Annotated in this window: 22 protein-coding genes; 16 read left to right on the top strand and 6 right to left on the bottom strand. The window is 58.4% G+C overall.

Annotated elements, in window-relative coordinates; genetic code table 11:
- Position 1 precedes the first annotated feature (1 nt).
- Positions 2-1,507 (top strand): L-piperidine-6-carboxylate dehydrogenase, encoded by a 1,506-nt coding sequence (gene amaB, locus FIV46_RS05620; protein ID WP_139939261.1) that lies wholly within the window; start codon positions 2-4, stop codon positions 1,505-1,507.
- A gap of 90 nt (positions 1,508-1,597) precedes the next feature.
- Positions 1,598-2,326 (top strand): sirohydrochlorin chelatase, encoded by a 729-nt coding sequence (locus FIV46_RS05615; protein WP_181163070.1) that lies wholly within the window; start codon positions 1,598-1,600, stop codon positions 2,324-2,326.
- Between the two features lie 2 nt (positions 2,327-2,328).
- Here FIV46_RS05615 and FIV46_RS05610 read toward each other — a convergent pair whose 3' ends face one another.
- Entirely contained in the window at positions 2,329-3,237 is a 909-nt protein-coding gene (locus tag FIV46_RS05610) for an SDR family NAD(P)-dependent oxidoreductase (RefSeq protein WP_139939257.1), read from the bottom strand.
- 184 nt (positions 3,238-3,421) lie between these two features.
- On the opposite strand from FIV46_RS05610, the gene FIV46_RS05605 reads away from it, so the two are divergent.
- Together FIV46_RS05605 and feoB are read left to right on the top strand one after the other, a co-directional pair.
- A complete protein-coding gene (locus tag FIV46_RS05605; protein WP_139939255.1) occupies positions 3,422-3,715 on the top strand; it encodes a FeoA family protein in 294 nt (97 codons plus the stop codon).
- Positions 3,712-5,565, top strand: coding sequence for a ferrous iron transport protein B (gene feoB / locus FIV46_RS05600; protein ID WP_139939253.1), 1,854 nt, complete (start codon positions 3,712-3,714; stop codon positions 5,563-5,565). Before FIV46_RS05605 ends, feoB begins: the two co-directional genes overlap by 4 nt.
- On the opposite strand, the gene FIV46_RS05595 is transcribed toward feoB, so the two are convergent.
- Positions 5,534-6,838 (bottom strand): MFS transporter, encoded by a 1,305-nt coding sequence (locus FIV46_RS05595; RefSeq protein ID WP_139939251.1) that lies wholly within the window; start codon positions 6,836-6,838, stop codon positions 5,534-5,536. The two genes, feoB and FIV46_RS05595, sit on opposite strands and share 32 nt — an antisense overlap.
- Before the next feature lie 439 nt (positions 6,839-7,277).
- Between FIV46_RS05595 and FIV46_RS05590 the strand changes: the two genes are divergently transcribed.
- The 3 genes from FIV46_RS05590 to FIV46_RS05580 all read left to right on the top strand — a co-directional run bounded on the left by FIV46_RS05590 (position 7,278) and on the right by FIV46_RS05580 (position 9,925).
- The gene (locus tag FIV46_RS05590; RefSeq protein ID WP_139939249.1) at positions 7,278-8,027 is read left to right on the top strand and encodes an electron transfer flavoprotein subunit beta/FixA family protein; all 750 of its coding nucleotides are present in this window, start codon (positions 7,278-7,280) and stop codon (positions 8,025-8,027) included.
- Between the two features lie 2 nt (positions 8,028-8,029).
- Positions 8,030-8,962 carry an electron transfer flavoprotein subunit alpha/FixB family protein gene (locus tag FIV46_RS05585; protein ID WP_139939247.1) on the top strand — a complete coding sequence of 311 codons (933 nt, stop codon included), beginning with the start codon at positions 8,030-8,032 and terminating at the stop codon, positions 8,960-8,962.
- Between the two features lie 90 nt (positions 8,963-9,052).
- The gene (locus FIV46_RS05580; RefSeq protein ID WP_139939245.1) at positions 9,053-9,925 is read left to right on the top strand and encodes a 3-hydroxybutyryl-CoA dehydrogenase; all 873 of its coding nucleotides are present in this window, start codon (positions 9,053-9,055) and stop codon (positions 9,923-9,925) included.
- A 48-nt stretch (positions 9,926-9,973) separates the two neighbouring features.
- Here FIV46_RS05580 and FIV46_RS05575 read toward each other — a convergent pair whose 3' ends face one another.
- The gene (locus FIV46_RS05575; protein ID WP_139939243.1) at positions 9,974-10,996 is read right to left on the bottom strand and encodes a polysaccharide deacetylase family protein; all 1,023 of its coding nucleotides are present in this window, start codon (positions 10,994-10,996) and stop codon (positions 9,974-9,976) included.
- Between the two features lie 308 nt (positions 10,997-11,304).
- Positions 11,305-11,469, bottom strand: a complete 165-nt coding sequence (locus FIV46_RS18060; RefSeq protein ID WP_181163069.1) for a hypothetical protein — start codon at positions 11,467-11,469, stop codon at positions 11,305-11,307.
- A 290-nt stretch (positions 11,470-11,759) separates the two neighbouring features.
- On the opposite strand from FIV46_RS18060, the gene FIV46_RS05570 reads away from it, so the two are divergent.
- On the top strand, positions 11,760-12,266 hold the full coding sequence (locus FIV46_RS05570; protein WP_139939241.1) for a YHS domain-containing (seleno)protein: 507 nt from the start codon (positions 11,760-11,762) through the stop codon (positions 12,264-12,266).
- Between the two features lie 53 nt (positions 12,267-12,319).
- Here FIV46_RS05570 and FIV46_RS05565 read toward each other — a convergent pair whose 3' ends face one another.
- Together FIV46_RS05565 and phaR are read right to left on the bottom strand one after the other, a co-directional pair.
- Positions 12,320-14,374: a M13 family metallopeptidase gene (locus tag FIV46_RS05565; RefSeq protein WP_139939239.1), complete on the bottom strand. Its 2,055-nt coding sequence runs from the start codon at positions 14,372-14,374 to the stop codon at positions 12,320-12,322.
- Positions 14,375-14,409: 35 nt separating this feature from the next.
- Complete coding sequence (gene phaR, locus FIV46_RS05560) at positions 14,410-15,018, bottom strand: polyhydroxyalkanoate synthesis repressor PhaR (protein ID WP_139939237.1); 609 nt, start codon at positions 15,016-15,018, stop codon at positions 14,410-14,412.
- A 216-nt stretch (positions 15,019-15,234) separates the two neighbouring features.
- Between phaR and FIV46_RS05555 the strand changes: the two genes are divergently transcribed.
- From FIV46_RS05555 to FIV46_RS05520, 8 genes are all read left to right on the top strand, one after another.
- Positions 15,235-15,438 carry a hypothetical protein gene (locus tag FIV46_RS05555; protein ID WP_139939235.1) on the top strand — a complete coding sequence of 68 codons (204 nt, stop codon included), beginning with the start codon at positions 15,235-15,237 and terminating at the stop codon, positions 15,436-15,438.
- A gap of 91 nt (positions 15,439-15,529) precedes the next feature.
- Positions 15,530-16,135, top strand: a complete 606-nt coding sequence (locus FIV46_RS05550) for an energy transducer TonB (RefSeq protein WP_139939233.1) — start codon at positions 15,530-15,532, stop codon at positions 16,133-16,135.
- 3 nt (positions 16,136-16,138) lie between these two features.
- Positions 16,139-16,624, top strand: a complete 486-nt coding sequence (locus FIV46_RS05545) for an energy transducer TonB (protein ID WP_139939231.1) — start codon at positions 16,139-16,141, stop codon at positions 16,622-16,624.
- A gap of 35 nt (positions 16,625-16,659) precedes the next feature.
- Positions 16,660-17,067: an ExbD/TolR family protein gene (locus FIV46_RS05540; RefSeq protein ID WP_139939229.1), complete on the top strand. Its 408-nt coding sequence runs from the start codon at positions 16,660-16,662 to the stop codon at positions 17,065-17,067.
- Positions 17,068-17,170: 103 nt separating this feature from the next.
- Entirely contained in the window at positions 17,171-18,406 is a 1,236-nt protein-coding gene (locus FIV46_RS05535) for an alpha/beta fold hydrolase (protein WP_139939227.1), read from the top strand.
- A gap of 285 nt (positions 18,407-18,691) precedes the next feature.
- On the top strand, positions 18,692-19,867 hold the full coding sequence (locus tag FIV46_RS05530) for an acetyl-CoA C-acetyltransferase (RefSeq protein WP_139939225.1): 1,176 nt from the start codon (positions 18,692-18,694) through the stop codon (positions 19,865-19,867).
- Between the two features lie 114 nt (positions 19,868-19,981).
- Positions 19,982-20,704, top strand: coding sequence for an acetoacetyl-CoA reductase (gene phbB, locus FIV46_RS05525; RefSeq protein WP_139939223.1), 723 nt, complete (start codon positions 19,982-19,984; stop codon positions 20,702-20,704).
- Positions 20,705-20,781: 77 nt separating this feature from the next.
- Complete coding sequence (locus FIV46_RS05520) at positions 20,782-21,540, top strand: class I SAM-dependent methyltransferase (RefSeq protein WP_139939222.1); 759 nt, start codon at positions 20,782-20,784, stop codon at positions 21,538-21,540.
- Positions 21,541-21,680: the final 140 nt, after the last annotated feature.

Below are 21,680 nucleotides of genomic sequence, written 5' to 3'. Positions count from 1 at the left end.
AATGAATAAAGAAGAAATTTTCAAAAGCCTGGACCTGACCGACGCCGAGCTCAAGGGCGGCTCACTTTATGTCAACAGTCCGGGCGACGGCAGCCTGATCGGCCATATCCATATGACCGATGTGGAAGATGCCGACCATAAGATCCATGACAGTGTGCGCGCCTTCAAGGAATGGCGCACGGTGCCGGCTCCGAAACGAGGTGAACTGATCCGCATTTTCGGCAACATCCTGCGCGAAAAGAAAGAGGCGCTCGGCGCGCTGGTGACCCTGGAATGCGGCAAAATCTATCAGGAAGGCCTCGGCGAGGTGCAGGAAATGATCGACATCTGCGACTTTGCCGTCGGCCTGAGCCGCCAGCTCTATGGCCTGACCATCGCCTCCGAACGGCCGGGTCACAAGATGCGCGAATACTGGCAGCCTCTGGGCCCGGTCGGCATCATCAGCGCCTTCAACTTCCCGGTTGCGGTCTGGGCCTGGAATGCGGCCCTGGCCGTGGTCTGCGGCAACAGCGTGATCTGGAAACCGTCGGAAAAAACCCCGGTCACCGCCATCGCCGTCCAGAAATTGTTCGAACGCGCCTGCGCCGAATTCGGCGAAGCGCCCGCGGGCCTGAGCCAGTTGATTATCGGCGAGCGCAACATCGGCGAGGAACTGGTCAACGACCACCGGGTCCCGCTGATCAGCGCCACCGGCAGCTGCCGCATGGGTCGGGACGTGGGCCAGAAAGTGGCGGCCCGTTTCGGCAAGACCATCCTCGAGCTTGGCGGCAACAACGCCATCATCGTCACCCCCAACGCCGACCTGGACCTGGCGTTCCAGGGCATCCTGTTCGGCGCGGTCGGCACCTGCGGCCAGCGCTGCACCTCGACCCGGCGCCTGTTCGTCCATGAGGATGTCTATGACCAGCTGGTGCCGCGCCTCAAGGAAGCTTACGGCGGTCTTTCCATCGGCGATCCGCTGGATGAGAAAACCCTGGTCGGGCCGCTGATCGATGAGGACTCCTTCAACAATATGCAGAAGGCGCTGGAAAAAGCTGCAGATCAGGGCGGAGAAGTGTTTGGCGGCGGACGGGCGCTGCAGGAAATGTATCCGGACGCTTATTACGTCCATCCCGCCATTGTCGAAATGCCGGCCAGCGTCGACAATGTGCGCGAGGAAACTTTTGCCCCGATCCTTTACATCTTTAAATATAGTGATCTGGAAACCGCCATCGAACGTCAGAATGACGTGCCCCAGGGCCTGAGCTCTTCCATCTTCACCACCGATGTATGCGAAGCCGAGCTGTTCACCAGCGAGGCCGGCAGCGATTGCGGCATCGCCAATGTCAACATCGGCACCAGCGGCGCGGAAATCGGCGGCGCTTTCGGCGGCGAGAAGGAAACCGGCGGCGGCCGGGAAAGCGGTTCCGACGCCTGGAAAGGCTATATGCGCCGCATGACCAGCACGCTCAACTATTCCAAGGAGCTGCCGCTGGCCCAAGGCATCAAGTTCGGGTCCGACGACTAGGTCCGGCCGAATATCTTATCCAAGGGCAGGCCCAACGGCCTGCCCTTTTTTAATGACGCCCCCGCCCACTTCTTCTATCCTGCGACCATGATGAAAAAACAAGGCATCTTGCTGGTCAGTCACGGCAGCCGCTCGCCACAACCAGCAAAGGAAAAGGCGGTACTGGCGGACAAGCTCAGGGTGCGTTTTCCTCATGTGGAGATCCGCACCGCCTATCTGGAGCTCGCCGAACCGTCGGTGACCCAGAGCCTGCTGCACATGGAAGAGGACCGCATCCAGGAAGTGCTGGTGCTGCCGCTGATGCTGTTCCCGGCCATGCATGTGAGCGAGGATATCCCCGAAATCCTGCGCAGCTATCGCCTCTCGGGCAGCGCCATGAAAATTCATTATGGAAGTGAAACAGGATCAAGTGGCCGGATCATCGAGGCCGCGGCGCAGGCGGTACGCCAGTCGGGCGGCGAGAATGCCGAGGGCCTGGCGCTGCTGGTCAAGGGATCGTCCAATCCGGCCGTCGCCGAACGGGGGCAGGACGTGCTGGAGGCCCTGCTGCAGAGGCTGCAGATCCCGACCGGGCGGCTCTGTTTTACCGGCGACAAGGCACCGGGCCTGCAGCAAACCCTGGAAGAGCTGGTGGAGCAGGGCATGGCCCGCCTCGCGGTCAGTCCGTTTTTGCTGTTTTCCGGCCGCCTCAAGGACCGGACGGAACAAACCATCGCCAAGTTTACCGAAACCCATCCGGCGGTGAAGGTCACCATCGCGCCGGTGCTCTATGACCAGCCGGGCGTGCTCGACGCCCTGGCCGATCAGATTTTCTTTTAAGGCTATTTCTGTTTGGCCTCGAAAACGGCCTTCATCACCTTCTGGGTATGGTCGCTGCCGCTGTTCAGCGGTGTGGCGGTGCTCATGTCGGAAATCTTGTCCCAGCTGTCGCGGATCATTTCCGGAGTCGGGGCATCGCCGAGGTAGACGCTGTTTGTTTCCACCACCACGGAGCGGGAAAAGGTGCCGGCGCCGGCAGCAATGATCTCGCCGGTGGGCGCCGTTTCATCAGCCATGAACAGCACGGCCGGGGACACCAATTCCGGCTTCAGCAGCGCCAGCATTTCTTCAGGAATGATCGACTCGGTCATGCGGGTCGCCGCGACCGGCAGCAGGGCATTGACCTTGATGCCGAACTTGGCGGTCTCCAGTTTCATGGTGTTCATGAACCCGCTCAGCGCCGCCTTGGCCGCGCCATAGTTGCTCTGGCCGAAGTTGCCGTACATGCCGCTGGAGGAGGTGGTAACAATAATCCGGCCGTATTCCTGTTCCTGCATCACCGGCAGGGCCGCCTTGGTGGCATAGACGGAGCCCATCAGGTGCACATCGACAACGGTGCGGAAGTCGGCCATGTCCATCTTGGCAAAGGTCTTGTCGCGGAGAATCCCGGCATTGTTGACCAGGATATCGAGGCGACCGAATTCACTGACCGTCTTTTCCACCATATCCTGCATGTCCTCGAAGGAGGTTACGTTTCCGCCATGGGCCATGGCCTTGCCGCCCTTGTCGGTAATTTCCCGAACCACAGCCTGGGCCGCCGACTCGGAACCGCCTTCGCCGCGCACATCGCCGCCAAGGTCGTTAATGACCACGGCACAGCCGCGTTCTGCCAGAGCCAGGGCATGACAGCGTCCAAGCCCGCCGCCGGCACCGGTTACCACGGCCACCCGGCCGGAAAAATCAAAGGACATAACCAATCTCCCAATTTAAAAAATTCATACGATCGTTTTAATTCCTGTCCGTTTTACCTTATCGACAGGCGGATGAGAAGAACATTCCCCATAAAATTTACGGATTTTGTTGCATTAGCATTTCCAATCGGGACATTTTAGTCTATAGAGTTTTTGCGAATGATTATAAGAAACCAGTTTTGTGATGAAATATCTCAGTGACCTGACCATCGGCGACAAGGCCGTTATCACCGGATTTGACACCTCCCGCTGCAGTGATGCGGAATTTGCCCGCGACCTGGAAGAACGTCTCCTGGAAATCGGATTTGAGGAAGGCCTTCAGGTGGAAGTGCTGCATGAAGGCCTGATCGGCCGTGACCCCCTTGCCGTCCAGGTCGGCCGCGCCACTATCGCCCTGCGGCGTATGGAAGCCGATGTGGTGAAAGTCAGGGATATTCACCACTCGGGCGAAACCCAGTCCGGGGAGCAGGCGGCATGACTGAGCTTCGCATCGCTTTGGTGGGGACCCCCAACTGCGGAAAAAGTTCCCTGTTCAACATGCTGACCGGCAGCCGCCAGAAAGTGGCCAATTACCCGGGCGTCACTGTAGAGAAACGCAGCGGACATTATACCAGCAGCACCGGGCGCAACATCGGCCTGATCGACCTGCCCGGCATCTACAGCCTCAAGGACCGGACCCTGGATGAACGGATCAGCCGCCAGGTGATCACCGGCCGGCACCCGGAAGAAGAACAGCCGGATATCCTGCTTTGTGTCGCCGACAGCACCAACCTCCGGGTGCACCTGCGTCTGGTGCTCGAGGTCAAGGAACTGGGCCTGCCCCTGATCCTGGTCCTGAATATGCAGGATCTGGCCGAACGGGACCGGATCAAGATCGATGTGGACAAACTGGCAGAGGAACTGGGCGTCCCGGTCATCACCTCTGTTGCCGTCCGCCAGGTCGGCATGACGGAGCTGAAGAAAATCCTCGACCGGGACCTCCGGGAAATGTCCCATCATCAGCCGCCGCACCAGGGCAAACACAGCACCACCCGGGAATTGCAGCGGCATGCCCGCCAGATGGCAGAACGGGTGCTGATTTCCGAAGGCCGCCAGCACAAGATCACCCGGCAGATCGACCAGGTCGTCCTGCATCCTCTTGCCGGTCCCGTGATCTTTTTCGCCCTGCTGTTTATCATGTTCCAGGCTGTGTTCAGCTGGGCGGAAGCGCCCATGGATATGATCGATGCCGGCGTCATCGGACTGCAGGATCTGGCCACGGCCCACCTGCCCGACAACTGGATCCTCAGCCTGCTCAATGACGGCATCCTTGCCGGTGTCGGCAGCGTGGTGATTTTCCTGCCGCAGATCCTGGTGCTGTTCGCCTTTATTCTGGTGCTGGAAGCCTCCGGCTATATGGCCCGGGCCGCCTTTATCATGGACCGGTTGATGGAAAAGGTCGGCCTCAACGGCCGCGCCTTCATCCCGCTGCTCAGCGGTTTCGCCTGCGCGATCCCCGGCATCATGGCGACCCGGACCATTGAAAATACCCGGGACCGGCTCACCACCATCATGATTATTCCGCTGATGACCTGTGCCGCCCGCCTGCCGGTCTATACCCTGATCATTGCCGCCTTCATTCCCAATAAAACAGTATGGGGTCCCATCGGCCTGCAGGGCCTGGTCATGTTCACCCTGTATCTGGCCGGGATCGTCAGCGCCCTGATTGTGGCCGCGATCATGAAAAAGACCGTTACCAAAGGCGCTGCCCAGCCCTTCCTGATGGAACTGCCCAAATACCAGTTGCCGGTGCTGAAAAATATCCTGATCGGCCTTTATGAACGCGCGCGGGTGTTCCTGCGCCGGGCCGGCACCATCATTATGAGCACCACCATCATGCTGTGGTTCCTGGCCAGCTATCCCAAGGCCCCTTCAGGTTCTCCCCATCCGGATATCTATTACAGCTTTGCCGGCACGATCGGCAAATTCCTGGAAAAAATCTTCGCCCCGCTGGGCTTCAACTGGGAAATTTCCATCGCCCTGGTACCGGGCATGGCGGCCCGTGAAGTGGCTGTTGCCGCGCTCGGCACCGTCTATTCCCTGAGCGGTGATGACGAACAGGTCGCCGAAAGCCTGTCCGGCCTTTTGCAGGGCGCCTGGCCGCTGCCGACGGCGCTGGCCTTCCTGGTCTGGTATATCTATGCGCCGCAGTGCTTTGCCACCCTGGCCGTGGTGCGCCGGGAAACCAACAGCTGGAAATGGACTTTCTTCCTGGCCGGTTACCTGTTTGCCCTCGCCTACTTCATGGCCTGGATCGTCAATGTGACGGCGACGGCGCTGATGGCCTGATGGTGCGAAAGATATAATAAGCCACCCCCCAAGTGAGCAGGCCAAGCGCCAGGAAGACCCCCGGTATGGACAGTCCCGCGGCCAGTAACGCCATGGTGACAAGCGCCCCCAGCACCATGAAGACCGCATTGAAGATATTATTGGCCGCCACCATACGCGAGCGAAGGGCGGGATCGCTTCTGTCCTGCAGCAGAGCATAAAGCGGCACGATATAAAGGCCGCCAAAAATGGAAATCAAAAGACAATCCATGAAAATCCGCCAGTAGCGGAGGTCGGCGGCAAACTGGCCGATGCCCAGAAGTGAGCCGTCAGCCGGTGGGCCAAGCGACTGGCAGGCGAGATAGAGATCGAGGCAGAACAGCCCCATACCCAGCGCAGCCAGCGGCACATAGCGGGCGGAGACAATGCCCCTGAGAAGCTTGTGGCATAGAAGCGCCCCGAGGCCGATCCCCACCGAAAAGGCTGCCAGGAACAGGGTCCCCACCTGTTCATCACCGCCCAGTACCGTGCGGGTCAGGGCCGGAAACTGGGCCAGCACCGTCGCCCCCAGCAACCAGAACCAGGAAATGCCCATGATGGAATGAAAGACGGCGCGGTTTCCGCGCGCATGCTTCATGATGATCCAGCTTTCTCTCAGGATATTGCTTTCAAGCGCCAGGTCGGGCGAGGCCGCCCCGGTCCAGGGCATGGCCCGGGCGGCGATAAAACCGGCCACCGAGACCAGGATAACCAGCGCCGACACCAGCAGGGCGCCATTGCCGCCGAGGATGCTCAGCCCGCCAATGATGGTGCCGAGCAGGATGGCAAGGAAGGTGCTGCCCCCGACCAGGGCATTGCCGGCGATCAGTTCGTCCTCGGACAGGTGGTCGGGCAGGATGCCGTATTTGAGCGGGCCGAAGAAGCTGGACTGGCAGCCCATCAAAAACAGGGTCAGCATCAGCACATAGAACTGACCTATCCAGAAGCCGGCCCCGGCCAGCAGCATCAGGGCGATCTCAACCAGTTTCAGCTTTCTGATCAGGGCGGTTTTCTCGAACTTGTCCGCCAGTTGGCCGGCAAGGGCGGAGAAGAGGAAAAACGGCAGGATAAAAATGCCCTGGGCGGCAGTCACGGCAATGGCCACATTCATGTCCATGTCGGCCGCCAGCCGGTAAGTGATCAGGATCACCAGGGCATTCTTGAAAAGATTGTCATTAAAGGCGCCGAAAAACTGGACCAGGAACAGGGGTAAAAACCGTCGAACCGCAAGAAGATGAAACTGGTTTTTCAGCATATATTGGTTTGTCCCTGCCCCTGACGACGTAAGCTACACGTCTTTGCTGATAGCATATTTTTCCCGCGCACGCCGACTAATTACATTTCGTCGCTGCCATTTTCCCTTCGCATCCGCAAAAAAGAATCGCCGCAGCCCCTGCCATTTGGAAGAATTGACGACCGTCCCGCTGACTTTTTACTTTCCCTGAAGGCGGCATTCCAATGGCGGTTTATGTTGCACAAATGGCTGATTTCCGCCATTATGCTGCGATTTTCAAACGAATGTTTTGAATCGAGGGACAACAAGACAACGCAGCTGCAATGAAATGTTGACAGCCCAAGGCGGTTTAATTACCGTCCGGGAACCATTGCACTGCCAAAAACAACGAACATCCATTGCGGAGCGTAATGGATCGGAGTAGTTTCTAGTCTGAAAAAGCAAACGGAGACCCAGACAAATGAAAATATTGGTCCCGGTAAAACGGGTTATCGACTATAACGTCAAGGTCCGCGTCAAAGCGGACAACACAGGCGTTGAGCTTGCGAACGTCAAAATGTCAATGAATCCCTTTGACGAAATCGCTGTGGAGGAAGCCATCCGTCTGAAGGAAGCAGGCAAGGCAGAAGAAATCATCGCCGTATCCATCGGCCCGGCCCAGGCCCAGGAAACCCTGCGCACCGCACTGGCCATGGGCGCCGACCGGGCGATCCTGGTCAAAACCGATGAAACCGTCGAACCCCTGGCAGTGGCAAAAATTCTCAAGGCTGTGGTCGCTGAAGAAGATCCCGGTCTGGTGATCCTCGGCAAACAGGCCATTGATGATGACTGCAACCAGACCGGCCAGATGCTGGCCGCGCTGCTGGGCTGGCCCCAGGGCACCTTCGCTTCCGAGGTTAACCTCGGCGACGGCAGCGTGGATGTGACCCGCGAGATCGACGGCGGCCTCGAAACCGTGAAGCTGAACCTTCCGGCCGTGGTCACCTCCGACCTGCGCCTCAACGAGCCGCGTTACGCATCCCTGCCGAACATCATGAAAGCCAAGCGCAAGCCGCTGGACGAGAAAACCCCCGCCGATTACGGTGTGGACACCGCCGCCCGCCTGACCACCCTGAAAGTGGAAGAGCCACCGAAACGCCAGGCCGGTATCAAGGTTGAAAGCGTGGAAGAACTGGTCGCCAAGCTGCGCGACGAAGCGGGAGTACTCTGAACATGACATCACTTGTAGTTGCCGATCATGACAATGCGGTCCTCAAGGACAGCACCCTGAACACCATCACGGCCGCGGCCGCCCTCGGTGGCGACGTGCATGTGCTGGTGGCCGGTTCCGGCTGTGGCGCCGTGGCGGAAGCCGCCGCCAAAGTGGCCGGTGTCGCCAAGGTCCTGGTGGCCGATAGCGCCGATTACGCCCATCCGCTGGCCGAAGTCCTGGCCCCGCTGGTGGTCGGCCTGGCCGACGGCTATGACGCCATCCTGGCCGCCGCCACCACCACCGGTAAAAACTTCCTGCCCCGTGTGGCCGCCCTGCTGGACGTGGCGCAGATTTCCGACATTATTTCCGTCGAGAGCGCCGATACTTTCCAGCGTCCGATCTATGCCGGGAACGCCATTGCTACCGTGCAGAGCGCTGACGCCAAGAAAGTCATCACTGTGCGCACCACCGCCTTTGCCGCTGCGGCCAAGGACGGCGGTTCCGCCGCTGTGGAAAATATCTCTGCCGGCGAAAACCCGGGCCTGTCCAGCTTCGTCGGACAGGAGCTCAGCAAATCCGAACGTCCGGAACTGACCAGCGCCAAGATCATCATTTCCGGTGGCCGCGGCATGGGCAGCGGCGAGAATTTCGCCCTGGTCGAAGCCGTGGCTGACAAGCTCGGCGCTGCGGTTGGCGCCTCCCGCGCTGCCGTGGATGCGGGCTTCGTCCCCAACGATTACCAGGTCGGCCAGACCGGCAAGATCGTCGCCCCGGAACTCTATATCGCCGTGGGTATTTCAGGCGCCATCCAGCACCTGGCCGGGATGAAGGATTCCAAAGTTATTGTTGCCATCAACAAGGACGAGGAAGCTCCCATCTTCCAGGTTGCCGATTACGGCCTGGTCGCCGATCTGTTTCAGGCTTTGCCTGAGCTCGAGAAAGCGTTATCATAACATCCGATATGTTCCCCTTCCCCCAACGGGAAGGGGACTTTATAGTACAGCATAACCCAACAAAAAAATAACAGTAGAAAGCAACCATACATGGTTCAAAAAGTAGGCATTATTGGTGCAGGGCAGATGGGCAACGGCATTGCCCACGTCTTTTGTCTGGCCGGATTCGACGTACTGATGAGCGATATCAGCCAGGACAATCTGGACAAGGCCATGGACACCATTGCAAAGAATATCGGCCGTCAGGTCTCCAAGGGCAAGGTGTCTCAGGAATCCGCCGACGCGGCCATCGCCCGAATCACCCCGGTCGTCGGCACCGACGGGATCGGTGATTGCGATCTGGTGATCGAAGCCGCCACCGAAAACGAAGAGATCAAGAAGCAGATTTTCCAGGATGTCTGCCCCAAGCTGAAGCCGGAAGCCCTGCTGGCCACCAATACCTCTTCCATTTCCATCACCCGGCTGGCGTCCACCACGGACCGCCCGGAGAAATTCATCGGCCTGCACTTTATGAACCCGGTGCCGCTGATGAAACTGGTGGAGCTGATCCGCGGCATCGCCACCAGCGAGGAAACCTATGCGACAGCCAAGGAAATCGTGAACAAGCTGGGCAAAACCACCGCCAGTTCCGAGGATTTCCCGGCCTTTATCGTGAACCGGATCCTGTTGCCGATGATCAACGAAGCGATCTATACCCTGTATGAAGGGGTCGGCTCCGTCGAATCCATCGACAAGGCCATGCGGCTTGGCGCCAACCACCCCATGGGCCCGCTGCAGCTGGCTGACTTTATCGGCCTGGATACCTGCCTCAGCATCATGCAGGTGCTGTTCGAAGGCCTGGCCGACAGCAAATACCGGCCCTGCCCGCTGCTGGTCAAATATGTGGAAGCCGGCTGGCTCGGCCAGAAAGTGGGCCGCGGTTTCTATGACTACCGCGGCGACGAGCCGGTCCCGACCCGCTAAGTCACCCAGAAATTTTCCAAAAGGAAAGCGCCCGACCGGGCGCTTTTTTTATTTGCGCAGCCTGCGCAGCAGTTCCTGGAAGCCGTAGAGCTCGGCCTCGAACTCGATCTGGCTGACATCCTCGCCATCGAGAAACCGCTTCAGCTCCAGCAGCGGCGTGTCCTGGTAATTGAGGCCGGGGAAACAGGTGGTAGCGCTCTTGATGCCCAGTTGCTGCAGATACTCAAGGTGCTGCGGCTCGAAATAGCCGCTGGGATAACAGAGATGCACCGGATCCGCATTGCCGGCTTTGGCGATGCCCTTGCGATTGTCGGCCAGTTCCTTGTCCAGCGACTCTTTACTGCCGTCGCCCAGGGTATGGCGGTGGGTATGGAGCTGCAGGTCCACACCGGACTTCGCCATCTCCCGGGCGGTGTCCAGATCGATCAGGCGGAACAGCTTTTTGTCCTCGAATTCCTTCTGGTCGAGGCGGAAGGCGGACGCAGCGCGGCGGACGAAGTCCTGCCGGTCCTGGGCCGTCGGGCATTTTTCGCCGATCTCCACCAGCTTTTCGGCCAGCGCATCCCGGCTCATATCCACGTCAAGGCGCAGTTCCTTGCCGAAGTCGGGACTGAGCGAACTCAGGTCAACACTCGCCTCCCGGCTTTTCCAACACAGATACTGCAGCGCCAGGTTCATCACCTGGGTCTGCTTTTCCGCATAATAGGTGGTGAGATAGAGGGTCCAGTCGAAGCCGTATTTGCGGAACAGCGGCCAGGCATGATCCGCAGCGCCCTGCCAGCCGTCATCCATGGTGATGACCACCGCATTGTCGGGTAGGGTGCCGGCCCGGAGCCCCTCACAGGCTTCATCGAGGGACAGGACTGGAAAGCCGCTTTTTTTCAGCAGCTGGAGTCGTTTCTCCAGCGTGGCCGCGGTCATGAACAGTTTGGGGCGAAACTCATGTTCGTCAGCCAGGGAAAAACCGTGATAACACAGGATCTGCAGACCCCGTTTGGTTTTGTTGCGGCTGTAACGGAACAGGCCGAGCACTTTGGCCAGATAGAGAATGATCAGTTTAACGCTGTGCATGAACGCGCCTATTACCCCTGTATTTAGTCGTGCACCAAGTTTTAGCGCCCAGCCGTTAGTGTAAGGTTAAGTTGACGAGAAAAAAACCGATAATAGAAAATATCGACTCCCCCGGCGCGGCGCGGGACTCGGGAAAATGTCGGAAAATTTTACAAATTTTGGGGGTTTTTCCCAATTCTGGACAGCGACTGAAATCGGCGAAGGGGGGGGAGTTTGACCCCGGCAACAAGCTCCGGGAAGACCGTTCCGCCGGTGAGCTCACAGCTCTTTGGCAGAAAAGAGAGGATATTAGGATAATGATCCGGGTGTCAGCGACTCTGGCGCTCTTCCCGTATCATCCTGATTTCATTGGCAATTCCCATCCACTGGCTGTCTTTGCAATATTCCAGTGCGGCGGAAACGCCCATGCATTTAATCAGGCGCAAAGCGGTTTCGCGGGTATGTGTCAGCCGTTCGCTTTTTGCAGTCATCATTGTTTTCACTCCGGTCTACGGGCCGGTCCCTGAATAAAACCCCGGCCTATATTACTAACCTTGCATATACCATGCCAAAAAGACGCGGCCTTTTTGAGACGGGAATATGTTCATATTGAGGTAAATAAGTAAGCGAAGGATTAACCATCCAATAAAAATGTCAGTTTCATTAAGGATAAATGACGGCGGCGCCGGCCGATGTAAATTAGACTTGGGAATCATTCTGTCGTTGGCAATTGACCCCATGCGCAGTAAGGTGCGGAAAATCATCCGAAACGAATGAGGCCGGAATGGACAAGCTTCCCAAATATCTGCTCTTTATTTCCGCCATCACCGTCGCCGTGCTCGGCGGTCTGGTCTTTTATTACACGTCCCAGAGCTACTTCGCCGACAGCGTGATCTTCGACGACGAAGAGGGCGTGGCAATCCTCGGCTATGACCCGGTCGCCTATTTCACCGAGGAAAAGGCCACCTTCGGCAATCCCCTCTATGAAGTGAACTGGGCCGGCGCCAAATGGCGGTTCGCGTCCCAGGAGCACCGCGACCTGTTCGCCAAAGCCCCCAACGACTACGCCCCCCAGTTCGGCGGCTATGAGCCGGTGTTCATCGCCAAGGGCTATTCCAGCCCCACGGACCCGCAGATCTGGACCCTGCGCGACGGCAAGCTCTATCTGCACAACAATGAAAAAACCAAGGCCTACTGGCTGGAAAATTTCCGTGAGAAACGGACCCAGGCCGACGCCAACTGGCCGCATATCCGGGCCAAGCTGCACTATCGGGAAACCCAGTCGGAGTAATAAAAAAGGCGGTCACCGGGACCGCCTTTTCTCTTAAATATTTATCCGGTGCTTTACCAGATTTTCACCCGCTCATCCGGCGCCAGGTACAGGCCGCTGGTCTCGCTCAGGCCGAAGGCTTCATAGAAGGCCGGCACGTTGCGGACCACGCCGTTGACCCGGAAGCGGGCCGGGCTGTGCGGATCGGTCTGGATCCGGGTGCGCAGCGCCTCGTCCCGGTATTTACCCTGGAAACCCTGGGCCCAGCCGATGAAGAAACGCTGTTCGCCGGTGAAGCCGTCGATGACCGGCGCTTCCTTGCCATTCAGTGACATCTTGTAGGCCTTGTAGGCGATACTGAGACCGCCCAGGTCGCCGATGTTCTCGCCCAGTGTGAATTCGCCGTTCACATGCAGGTCGGGCAGGGCTTCGAAGCCGTTATACTGGGCGACGAGCTGGCCGGTGCGTTCCTCAAAGGCCTTGCGGTCTTCATCGGTCCACCAGTTCTGCAGTTCGCCGTCACCGTTATAGGTGCTGCCCTTGTCGTCGAAACCATGGCCGATTTCATGGCCGATCACGCCGCCGATGGCGCCGTAGTTGACCGCATCGTCGGCCGCCATGTCAAAGAAGGGCGGCTGCAGGATGGCGGCCGGGAACACGATCTCGTTCATGGTCGGGTTGTAATAGGCGTTGACGGTCTGCGGGGTCATAAACCATTCCCAGCGCTGGATCGGGCCGCCGAGCTTGGCCAGTTCGCGCTCATGCTCGACGATATGGGCCCGGATCACGTTGCCGAAATAGTCTTCGCGCTTGATTTCCAGCTTGGCATAATCCTTCCACTGGTCCGGATAACCGATCTTGGGCGTGAACTTATGCAGTTTCTCCAGCGCCTTTTGTTTGGTTTCCTCACCCATCCAGTCCAGGTCCTTGATGCTGACTTCATAGGCCTTCACCAGGTTGCCGACCAGTTCCTGCATGCGGGCCTTGGCTTCCGGCTTGAAGTGCTTGTCCACATAGACCTTGCCGACCACTTCGCCGAGGGTGCTGTTGACGGCAGAGACCGCCCGGCGCCACATGGGCCGCTGCTCCTCGGTGCCACTCAGGACCTTGCCATAGAAATCAAAATTAGCCTGGTCGATCTCGGCCGTGAGCCGGCTGGCGGTATTGTTGATCACGCTCCATTTGGCCCAGGTCTTCCAGGTATCGAGGTCGGTGTCTTTGATAACTCCGGCCAGACCTTCCATGAAGCTCGGCTGGTTGATGATGATTTCCTTGAGGTCGGCAAGGCCGGTTTCGGCCAGATAATCGTCCCAGTCAAAGCCCGGCACCAGGTCCTTGAGCTGGGCGCGCTCATATTTATTATAGCGCTTGACGGAATCGCGGTTGTCTTCCTTGAGCCAGTGCTTGTCGGCAATGGATGTTTCCAGGTCCATGATCTGCCGGGCCTTGGCGGCGGCTTCATCAATCCCGGCCAGGGCCAGCATGCGCTCCACATGGGCGACATATTTTTCCCGGGTCTCGACCGACTTTTCGTCGTCCTTGAAATAATATTCCCGATCCGGCAGACCGAGCCCGGACTGCCAGGCATAGATGGCATATTGGTCGGCCTGTTTGGCGTCATTGTTCACATAGAGACCGAAGGGAGCGTCAAAGCCCACCTTGTCGGCATAGGCAAACCATTTGGCCAGGTCGTCATAGGAGGAAATGGCGTCGATTTTGGCGAACTCCGGCTGCAACGGCTCGATGCCACGGGCGTTGCGGGTCTCCATATCCATATAGCTGTTATAGAAATCGCCCACCTTCTGTGCGTCGGAACCCGGGGCATTGTCGGCGGCGGCAGATTCCTCGATGATGGCCTTCACATCATCTTCCGCATTGTCGCGCAGGTAATAGAAGGTGCCGATGCTGGATTTATCGGCCGGAATTTCCGTATTCGCCAGCCAGGTGCCGTTGACATATTCAAAGAAGTCATCACCCGGGGCGATTTCCTTGTTCATATGTGCCTGATGCACGCCGGAAGAAAGGGTTGCCTGTTCCTCCGAAGATTCATTGGCCGGGGAACAGCCCCCGGCAAGAAAGGCTGATCCCAGCAGCAGGGCCAGCCCGGTATATCCCAGATACTTTTTCATTGTTCACCTTGTTTGATTGTTGTGTTGGATGTGGATTATTTTTTCTGCAGTTCCTGCAGCTGCTGCTGCATGGCGGCAAGCTGTTCCTGCAGCTTGCTCAGTTGCTCATCCCCCTTGGCGCCTTCCTCCGCTTTTTCTTTTTCCTTTGTTTCCGGCTGGGGAATGCCGTGGAACGGACTGAACATCTGCATGGCATTTTCAAAGGCGGCCATATTCTGCCGGGTCATCTCCTCGAACGGCTTGAACGACTTGAAGGAGAACGGCGTGCCGGAGGAGAAATTTTCCTCCACGAACTGACGAAACCGCTCCTGGTTTTCCGCGAACATGGACATGCTGGATTCCAGATAATCCGGCACCACCTGCTGCAGGCCGCCGCCGTAAAAGCTGATCAGCTGGCGCAGGAAATTGATCGGCAGCAGGGTCTCGCCCTTGCTTTCCTCTTCGAAAATAATCTGCGTCAGGACACTGTGGGTGATGTCCTCGCCGCTCTTGGCGTCGCGCACGATAAAGTCCTTGCCGTCGCGGACCATGGTCGCCAGGTCGTCCAGCGTGACATAACTGCTGCTGTCCGTATTATACAGGCGGCGATTGGCATATTTTTTTATGACAATCTGCCCGTTTTCCGTTTTATCTTTTTTAGCCAAAATCCCAATTCCCTTTTAAAACAACTTGACCCCTATACACAGCAGAAACCCTGATGGTTCGGCTGCTTCCTTTCCTGCATGCAATTGTGTGCAGCCGGTATCATGCTGTAAAAATGCTGCAGGGCGCAAGAAAAATGCTGCGCAACAATAACAAAAATGCGGCCAATGGTCCAATAAGGGGTTTTTGCCCGCCGAATCCGGTGTTAGTCTGCCGGTATGCCAAAGGAAACCAAGACCACACCGCCCCGGCCGGAGTCGGAAACCAAGCCCTCCTCCCCCACCCTCGAGGAGCTGGCCGAGCAGTATCTGGATTTCTGGCAGCAGAATCTGACCGTCTGGGCCACCGATCCCAAGGCGCTGGAAAAATGGGTCGAGACCCTGTCCGCCAGCCAGAGCAAACGCCCCTCCGACAAAGACTGATCCGGGACTGTGACTTCCTCCGCATAGTCATATATTGTTATTTTATAACAAAAATGTTAATTTATAACATTGCTAATAAGAGGAGGTAGACATGATTGCACGTACTGGAACAAGTTTTTCCCTGGCCGCCCTGGTCACGTTCGGGCTGTTTTTCTTCATGCAGCAGATGGTCGCAGCCCCCGAGATCCGGCTGGCGCCGGAGCGCGATCCGATCCCGGTCGTGATCGGCACCGTGAGGGACATCCGGGATATCGACAACACCCCGAAAATGCCTGACCGGCCGGAACCGGTTGACGTTGTCTTCGAAGACACCCTGCCGCCGGAGCCAACTCCCGGCACCGGCATTTCCCTCAATCCGGATCCGATAGGCGGCTCCGCCCCGACCGGCCTGCCCGGTAAGAATGCGGTTGGTTTTTCTGACGGCGAAGTCTATGCCATTACCGCCATCGCCCCCGAGTATCCGGCGGCCGCCGCGCGCAAGGGCCTGAGCGGCTATGTGGTCGTCGGCTTCACCGTCGACAAGACCGGCGCGGTCAGCGATGCCTATGTCATTGAATCCTCCAGCGGCCTGTTTGACCGCAGCGCGCTCCGGGCGATCCGCAAATTCAAATACAAGCCGAAAGTGGTGAACGGCACCCCGGTGGCCCAGGGCAACCTGATGTATAAATTCACCTTCGAACTGCAGGACGACGCCTGAGCCATGCCCGGCATTCTGACACCCCGCAGCGGTGGAGAAGTCCCGTCCGTGATGATTACCCGGGCGGGCTTCTCCCTTTTCCTGGCGCTGACGGTCACCTTCGGTCTGTTCTATATCATGCAGCAGATGACGGCGGCGGAGGCGAAAGCGCTGACGGGAATCGGGTTCGGAATTCCAAACTGGCCCGCCACAACCTGCCCCGGATTCGTCCACAGTGAATCCGAATTTGTCAGCGGCGAGCCGCCCCTGTACCCCCTTGCTGCCGCACAGGCGGGTCTGTCGGGTTACGTCGTCGTTGGTTTTGATCTTAGCGCGGAAGGACGGGTTGTAGACCCTTATGTAATTGACTCTTCTAACGAAATTTTTGAGGAAACTGCTCTCGCCTCGATCAGAAATTTTAAATATAAAGCAAGAATATCAAATGCCGTCCCCGTCCCCGACACCGGACTTCGGTTTAAATTCACTTTTGGGTTGGAAAAGCAAAACTAATCCAATATAACTGTTGCCGAACAAGGGAGTTTTACATGCGTCACAAACATAAAGCAGCACAGGACGAAGCCGACATCGACATGACACCGATGCTCGACATCGTCTTTATTATGTTGATCTTTTTTATCGTTACCGCCTCCTTCCTGAAGGAAACCGGGGTTGAACTGAACCGTCCGGACAGCTCTCAGAAGAGCGAAAACACCGAGGCCCAGAGTATCTTTATCGATATTACCGCCCGTGACGAGGTCTGGTACAACAAGCGCCGCATCGATGTGCGCGCCGTGCGCCCCAACGTGGAGCGGGACAAGGCCAAGATGGATACCCCGTCCGTGGTGATCAAGGCCGACCGTGACGCCACCTCCGGCAAGGTGATCGAAGTGGTCGAAGGTGTCCGCCAGGCCGGTGTGCTGAACTATGTGGTCGCCACACCGAAAGCCAACTGACGCCTGACGGCAACAGCTTAAAGTTTTCGAAAGCCCCGCAGAATTTGCGGGGCTTTTTATTTTCCCTGTTCTGTCCCGATGCGGTCCGGTTTATACTGACGTCATGACGGACGAGTCTCCTACTCCTTTGACCAAGCGCACCGGGCCCCGGCCCCTGCCGCTGCATGTGGCCACCGCCACCAGCGAATGGATGAGCGCGGCCGCCAGCCTGCCCCTGTTCCTGCTGGACGGTCTGCACTGCCATCCGGCCCGGGCCGAGACTGCCCGGAAACTGCGGGCAAAGCTTGAGAAGGAGGATATGCTGCTGCTGCAGCAGACCGTCATGCTCAAGGCGCAGGAACGGCTCATGACCATGATGCAGGGAATCGAAGCCTACCAGAACCATCCCTACCGCCGTTGCGTCCCGGAACCGCCGGCAGCGCTGGAAAGCGGCAGCACCCGGCTGCTGGACTATGCCCCCAATGCCAAAGGCGACGAACCGGTGGTTATTGCCGTGCCGTCGCTGGTCAACAGCTACCACGTCCTGGACCTGATGGAAGACCACAGCCTGATGCGCTACCTGGCCGGAGAAGGCTTGAGGCCTTATCTGATGGACTGGGACGCCCCGGGCCCGCTGGAAAAACTGTTCGGACTTGATGACTATATCACGAGCCGGCTGGTGCCCATGATCCGGGAAATTGCCAACCGCCGCGGCCGCCCGGTGCATCTGCTGGGCTATTGCATGGGCGGCAACCTGGCCATTGCCGCCGCCCATATCCTGAAGGACGAAGGCGTGCTGGACAGCCTGACCCTGGTCGCCACGCCATGGGACTTCCATGCCGAACGCAATGTGCAGCTGGAAGGCTTCCTGAAGTTGATGGATAAATCGCAGGAACTGTTCCGGGACCTGGGCGTGGTCCCCATGGATGTGATGCAGTTGTTTTTCTTCAGCCTGGACCCAACCCTGTCGGACCGCAAGTTCCGCCGTTTCGCCACCCTCGATCCCGATGACCCCAAAACAGAGATATTTGTCGCCATCGAGGACTGGGCCAACGAGGGCGCGCCGCTGGCGCTCAACCTGGCCTTTGACTGCCTGAACCGCTGGTACCGGGACAACCTGCCCCACAAGGGCGAATGGCAGGTGGAAGGCAGAACCATCCTGCCCGAGGAAATTACCCTGCCCTGCCATGTGATCACCCCGGAGCGGGACCGGATCGTGCCCCCTGCATCTGCGAAAGATATCCTGAAGCACTTGCCTGATGCGACCCATACCTCGGCGGCCAGCGGCCATGTCAACATGATCGCCGGATATGGCGCCGATAAAATATTATGGCCAAAAATTACTGAATATATAAAATAATATTACAAATAATAATTAGACTATAAAATAATTGAAAAGACTGGCTGTCTATTGTAAGACAGGCCGAAGGCAGAATATTTCAGTGATTTTTTTTGAGTAGCCCATTGCAAGATTATGTTGCGGCGCACTATAGTTGTTGTGCTGATGTAACGAAACAATAACGGACGAAACCTGCCGGACATCATATACTTTGTTCGGAAATCGTTCATTGGAGACAAGAAACAACTCGCCCGGCACCTGATCCACCAGACAGCCGGGAAATAAACTGAAAGACAAGGAAGTAATATGACAGACATCGCCATTGTTGCCGCCCGCCGCACCCCTGTCGGCTCCTTCAACGGAGCGCTCAGCAGTGTACCGGCCCACTACCTGGGAGAGATAGTTCTCCGCGCCCTGCTGGAAGAGACCGGTGTCGACCCGGCCGATGTGGATGAAGTGATCCTGGGCCAGGTCCTGACCGCTGCTACCGGTATGAATCCGGCCCGCCAGGCCGTCATCAATGCCGGCCTGCCCAAGGAGACCACAGCCTGGGGCATGAACCAGGTTTGCGGTTCCGGCCTGCGTGCCGTCGCCCTGGCCAGCCAGGCGATTCGCTGCGGCGATGCCACCATCATGATTGCCGGCGGCCAGGAAAGCATGAGCCAGGCGCCCCATGCCGCCCAGCTGCGCGGCGGCGTCAAAATGGGCCCGGCCCAGTTCGAAGACACCATGATCAAGGACGGTCTGACCGACGCCTTCGGTGTCATGCATATGGGTGTCACCGCGGAAAATATCGCCCGCGAATGGCAGATCGGCCGCGAGGAACAGGATGCCTTTGCCGTCGCCTCCCAGAACAAGGCCGAGGCCGCCCAGGCCGCCGGCAAATTCAGGGACGAGATCGTGCCGGTCACCATTAAGGGCCGCAAGGGCGACACCATCGTCGAAGAAGACGAATATATCCGCAAGGGAGTGACCATGGACAGCGTGTCCGGCGTACGCCCCGCCTTTAACAAGGAAGGCTCCGTCACCGCCGCCAATGCCAGCGGCATCAACGACGGCGCCGCCGCGGTCATGCTGATGCCGGTGGCAGAAGCCGAGAAGCGCGGCCTGACCCCGCTGGCGGTCATCAAATCCTGGGCCACCGCCGGGGTGGACCCCAGCATCATGGGCATCGGCCCGATCCCGGCCAGCCGCAAGGCGCTGGAAAAGGCCGGCTGGGACAAGGACGACCTTGACCTGATCGAAGCCAATGAAGCCTTTGCCGTCCAGGCCTGTGCCGTGAACCGCGACATGGGCTGGGATACGGACAAGGTCAATGTCAACGGCGGCGCCATCGCCATCGGTCACCCGATCGGCGCCAGCGGCGCGCGCATTTTCTGCACCCTGCTGCATGAAATGAAACGCCGCGACGCCAAGAAAGGCCTGGCCACATTGTGCATCGGCGGCGGCATGGGTGTCGCGGTCTGTGTTGAACGGCCCTGAGAGATATAGCTTAAAGACCCTCCCCGGGTGCTCATCATCCGGGGAGACAAAATAAAAACAATAAAAAAGACAGAAACCCAAACAGTTACAGCTAGAGACGGTGAGGAGAAACATATGTCCAGAATAGCAGTTGTCACCGGCGGCACCCGTGGTATCGGCGCCGCTATATCCCAGGCCCTCAAAGATGCCGGCTATACCGTAGCCGCCAATTATGCCGGCAATGACGAGGCCGCCGCCAAATTCAAGGAAGACACCGGGATTGCGGTCTATAAATGGGATGTGAGTGACTTTGATGCCTGCCAGGCCGGCATGGCCCAGATCGAAAAAGACCTGGGGCCGGTGGAAGTGCTGGTCAACAATGCCGGCATCACCCGGGACGCCACGCTCAGCAAAATGGACAAGAGCATGTGGGATGCGGTGATTGACACAGACCTCACGTCCAATTTCAACATGACCAAATCCGTATGGGACGGCATGAAGGAGCGCGGTTTCGGCCGGGTGATCTGCATCAGCTCCATCAACGGGGTCAAGGGCCAGATGGGCCAGACCAACTATTCCGCCGCCAAAGCCGGGGACATCGGCTTCGTCAAGGCCCTGGCCCAGGAAGGCGCCCGTTACGGCGTCACCGCCAACGCCATCGCCCCGGGATATATCGGCACCGACATGGTGCGCGCCGTGCCGGAAAAAGTGCTGGAAAAAATCATCGCCCAGATTCCGGTCGGCCGCCTTGGCGAGCCCGAGGAAATCGCCCGGGCCGTGGTGTTCCTGGCCGCCGATGAGGCCGGCTTTATTACCGGCTCCACCCTGAATATCAACGGCGGTCAATATATCACTTAACAGACTCCCGGGTTGTGCGGTAAAATCGGTTTCCAGATGAGACCCGGTTGTTACATTACAGAAAAGGAGGCGCGCCAATGTATCAGGATGTGGTAGATCTGCGCGCCTTTTACCAATCCCCGCTGGGCAAGGTCGCCGCCCGGCTGATCCGCAACCAGATCAGAACTCTCTGGCCTACCGTGCACGGCATGGAAGTCCTGGGCCTTGGCTATGCCACCCCTTACCTGGATCCATTCCGGGAAGAAGCCCGCCACACCATCGCCATCATGCCGGCCCAGCAGGGCGTGATCCGCTGGCCCCGCTTCCACGGCAATCGCGAAGGCACCTACGGCGGCAATCTCTGCGCCCTGGCCAATGAGCGGCACCTGCCGCTGCAGGACGCCAGCATGGACCGCATCGTCATGGTCCATATGCTGGAACATTCCGATCACAAGCGGCACCTGTTGCGTGAAGTCTGGCGCACTCTGGCGCCGGGCGGCCGCGTGCTGCTGGTGGTGCCCAACCGCATGGGCTTCTGGGCCCGCAGTGACAGTACCCCGTTCGGGCATGGCACCCCCTACAGCACCAGCCAGATCCGCCAGATGCTGGCGGATAACATGCTGACTCCAACCAGCGCCACCTCCGCCCTGACCCTGCCGCCGTTCAAGAGCCGGACCATGATTTCCCTGCTCGCCGCCATGGAAAAAACCGGCCAGCGCTTCTGGTCCAATTTCGCCGGCACCCTGGTCATCGAAGCGGAAAAACAGATCTATGCCGCCGATAGCGGCAACCGCGCGAAACAGCGGGTGCGCAAGCCGGCCCTGGCTGGCAACCGGATGCAACGCAACCGCAAATAGAGGCCTCGCCGCATCATGGGGTGCCTTTCCCTCCCCCCTGTGATAGACTTGTGACTGTCAGGGCACCGCAGAAGGCCCGGGATACAGGGCAGGTTTATTCTTCCGCAAAATTATTCTTCCTGTGCAAGTCGGGGGTGATG

It is taken from the genome of Emcibacter nanhaiensis (assembly GCF_006385175.1).
Lineage (GTDB): Bacteria > Pseudomonadota > Alphaproteobacteria > Sphingomonadales > Emcibacteraceae > Emcibacter > Emcibacter nanhaiensis.
This window is presented reverse-complemented; position numbering and strand designations above follow the sequence as displayed.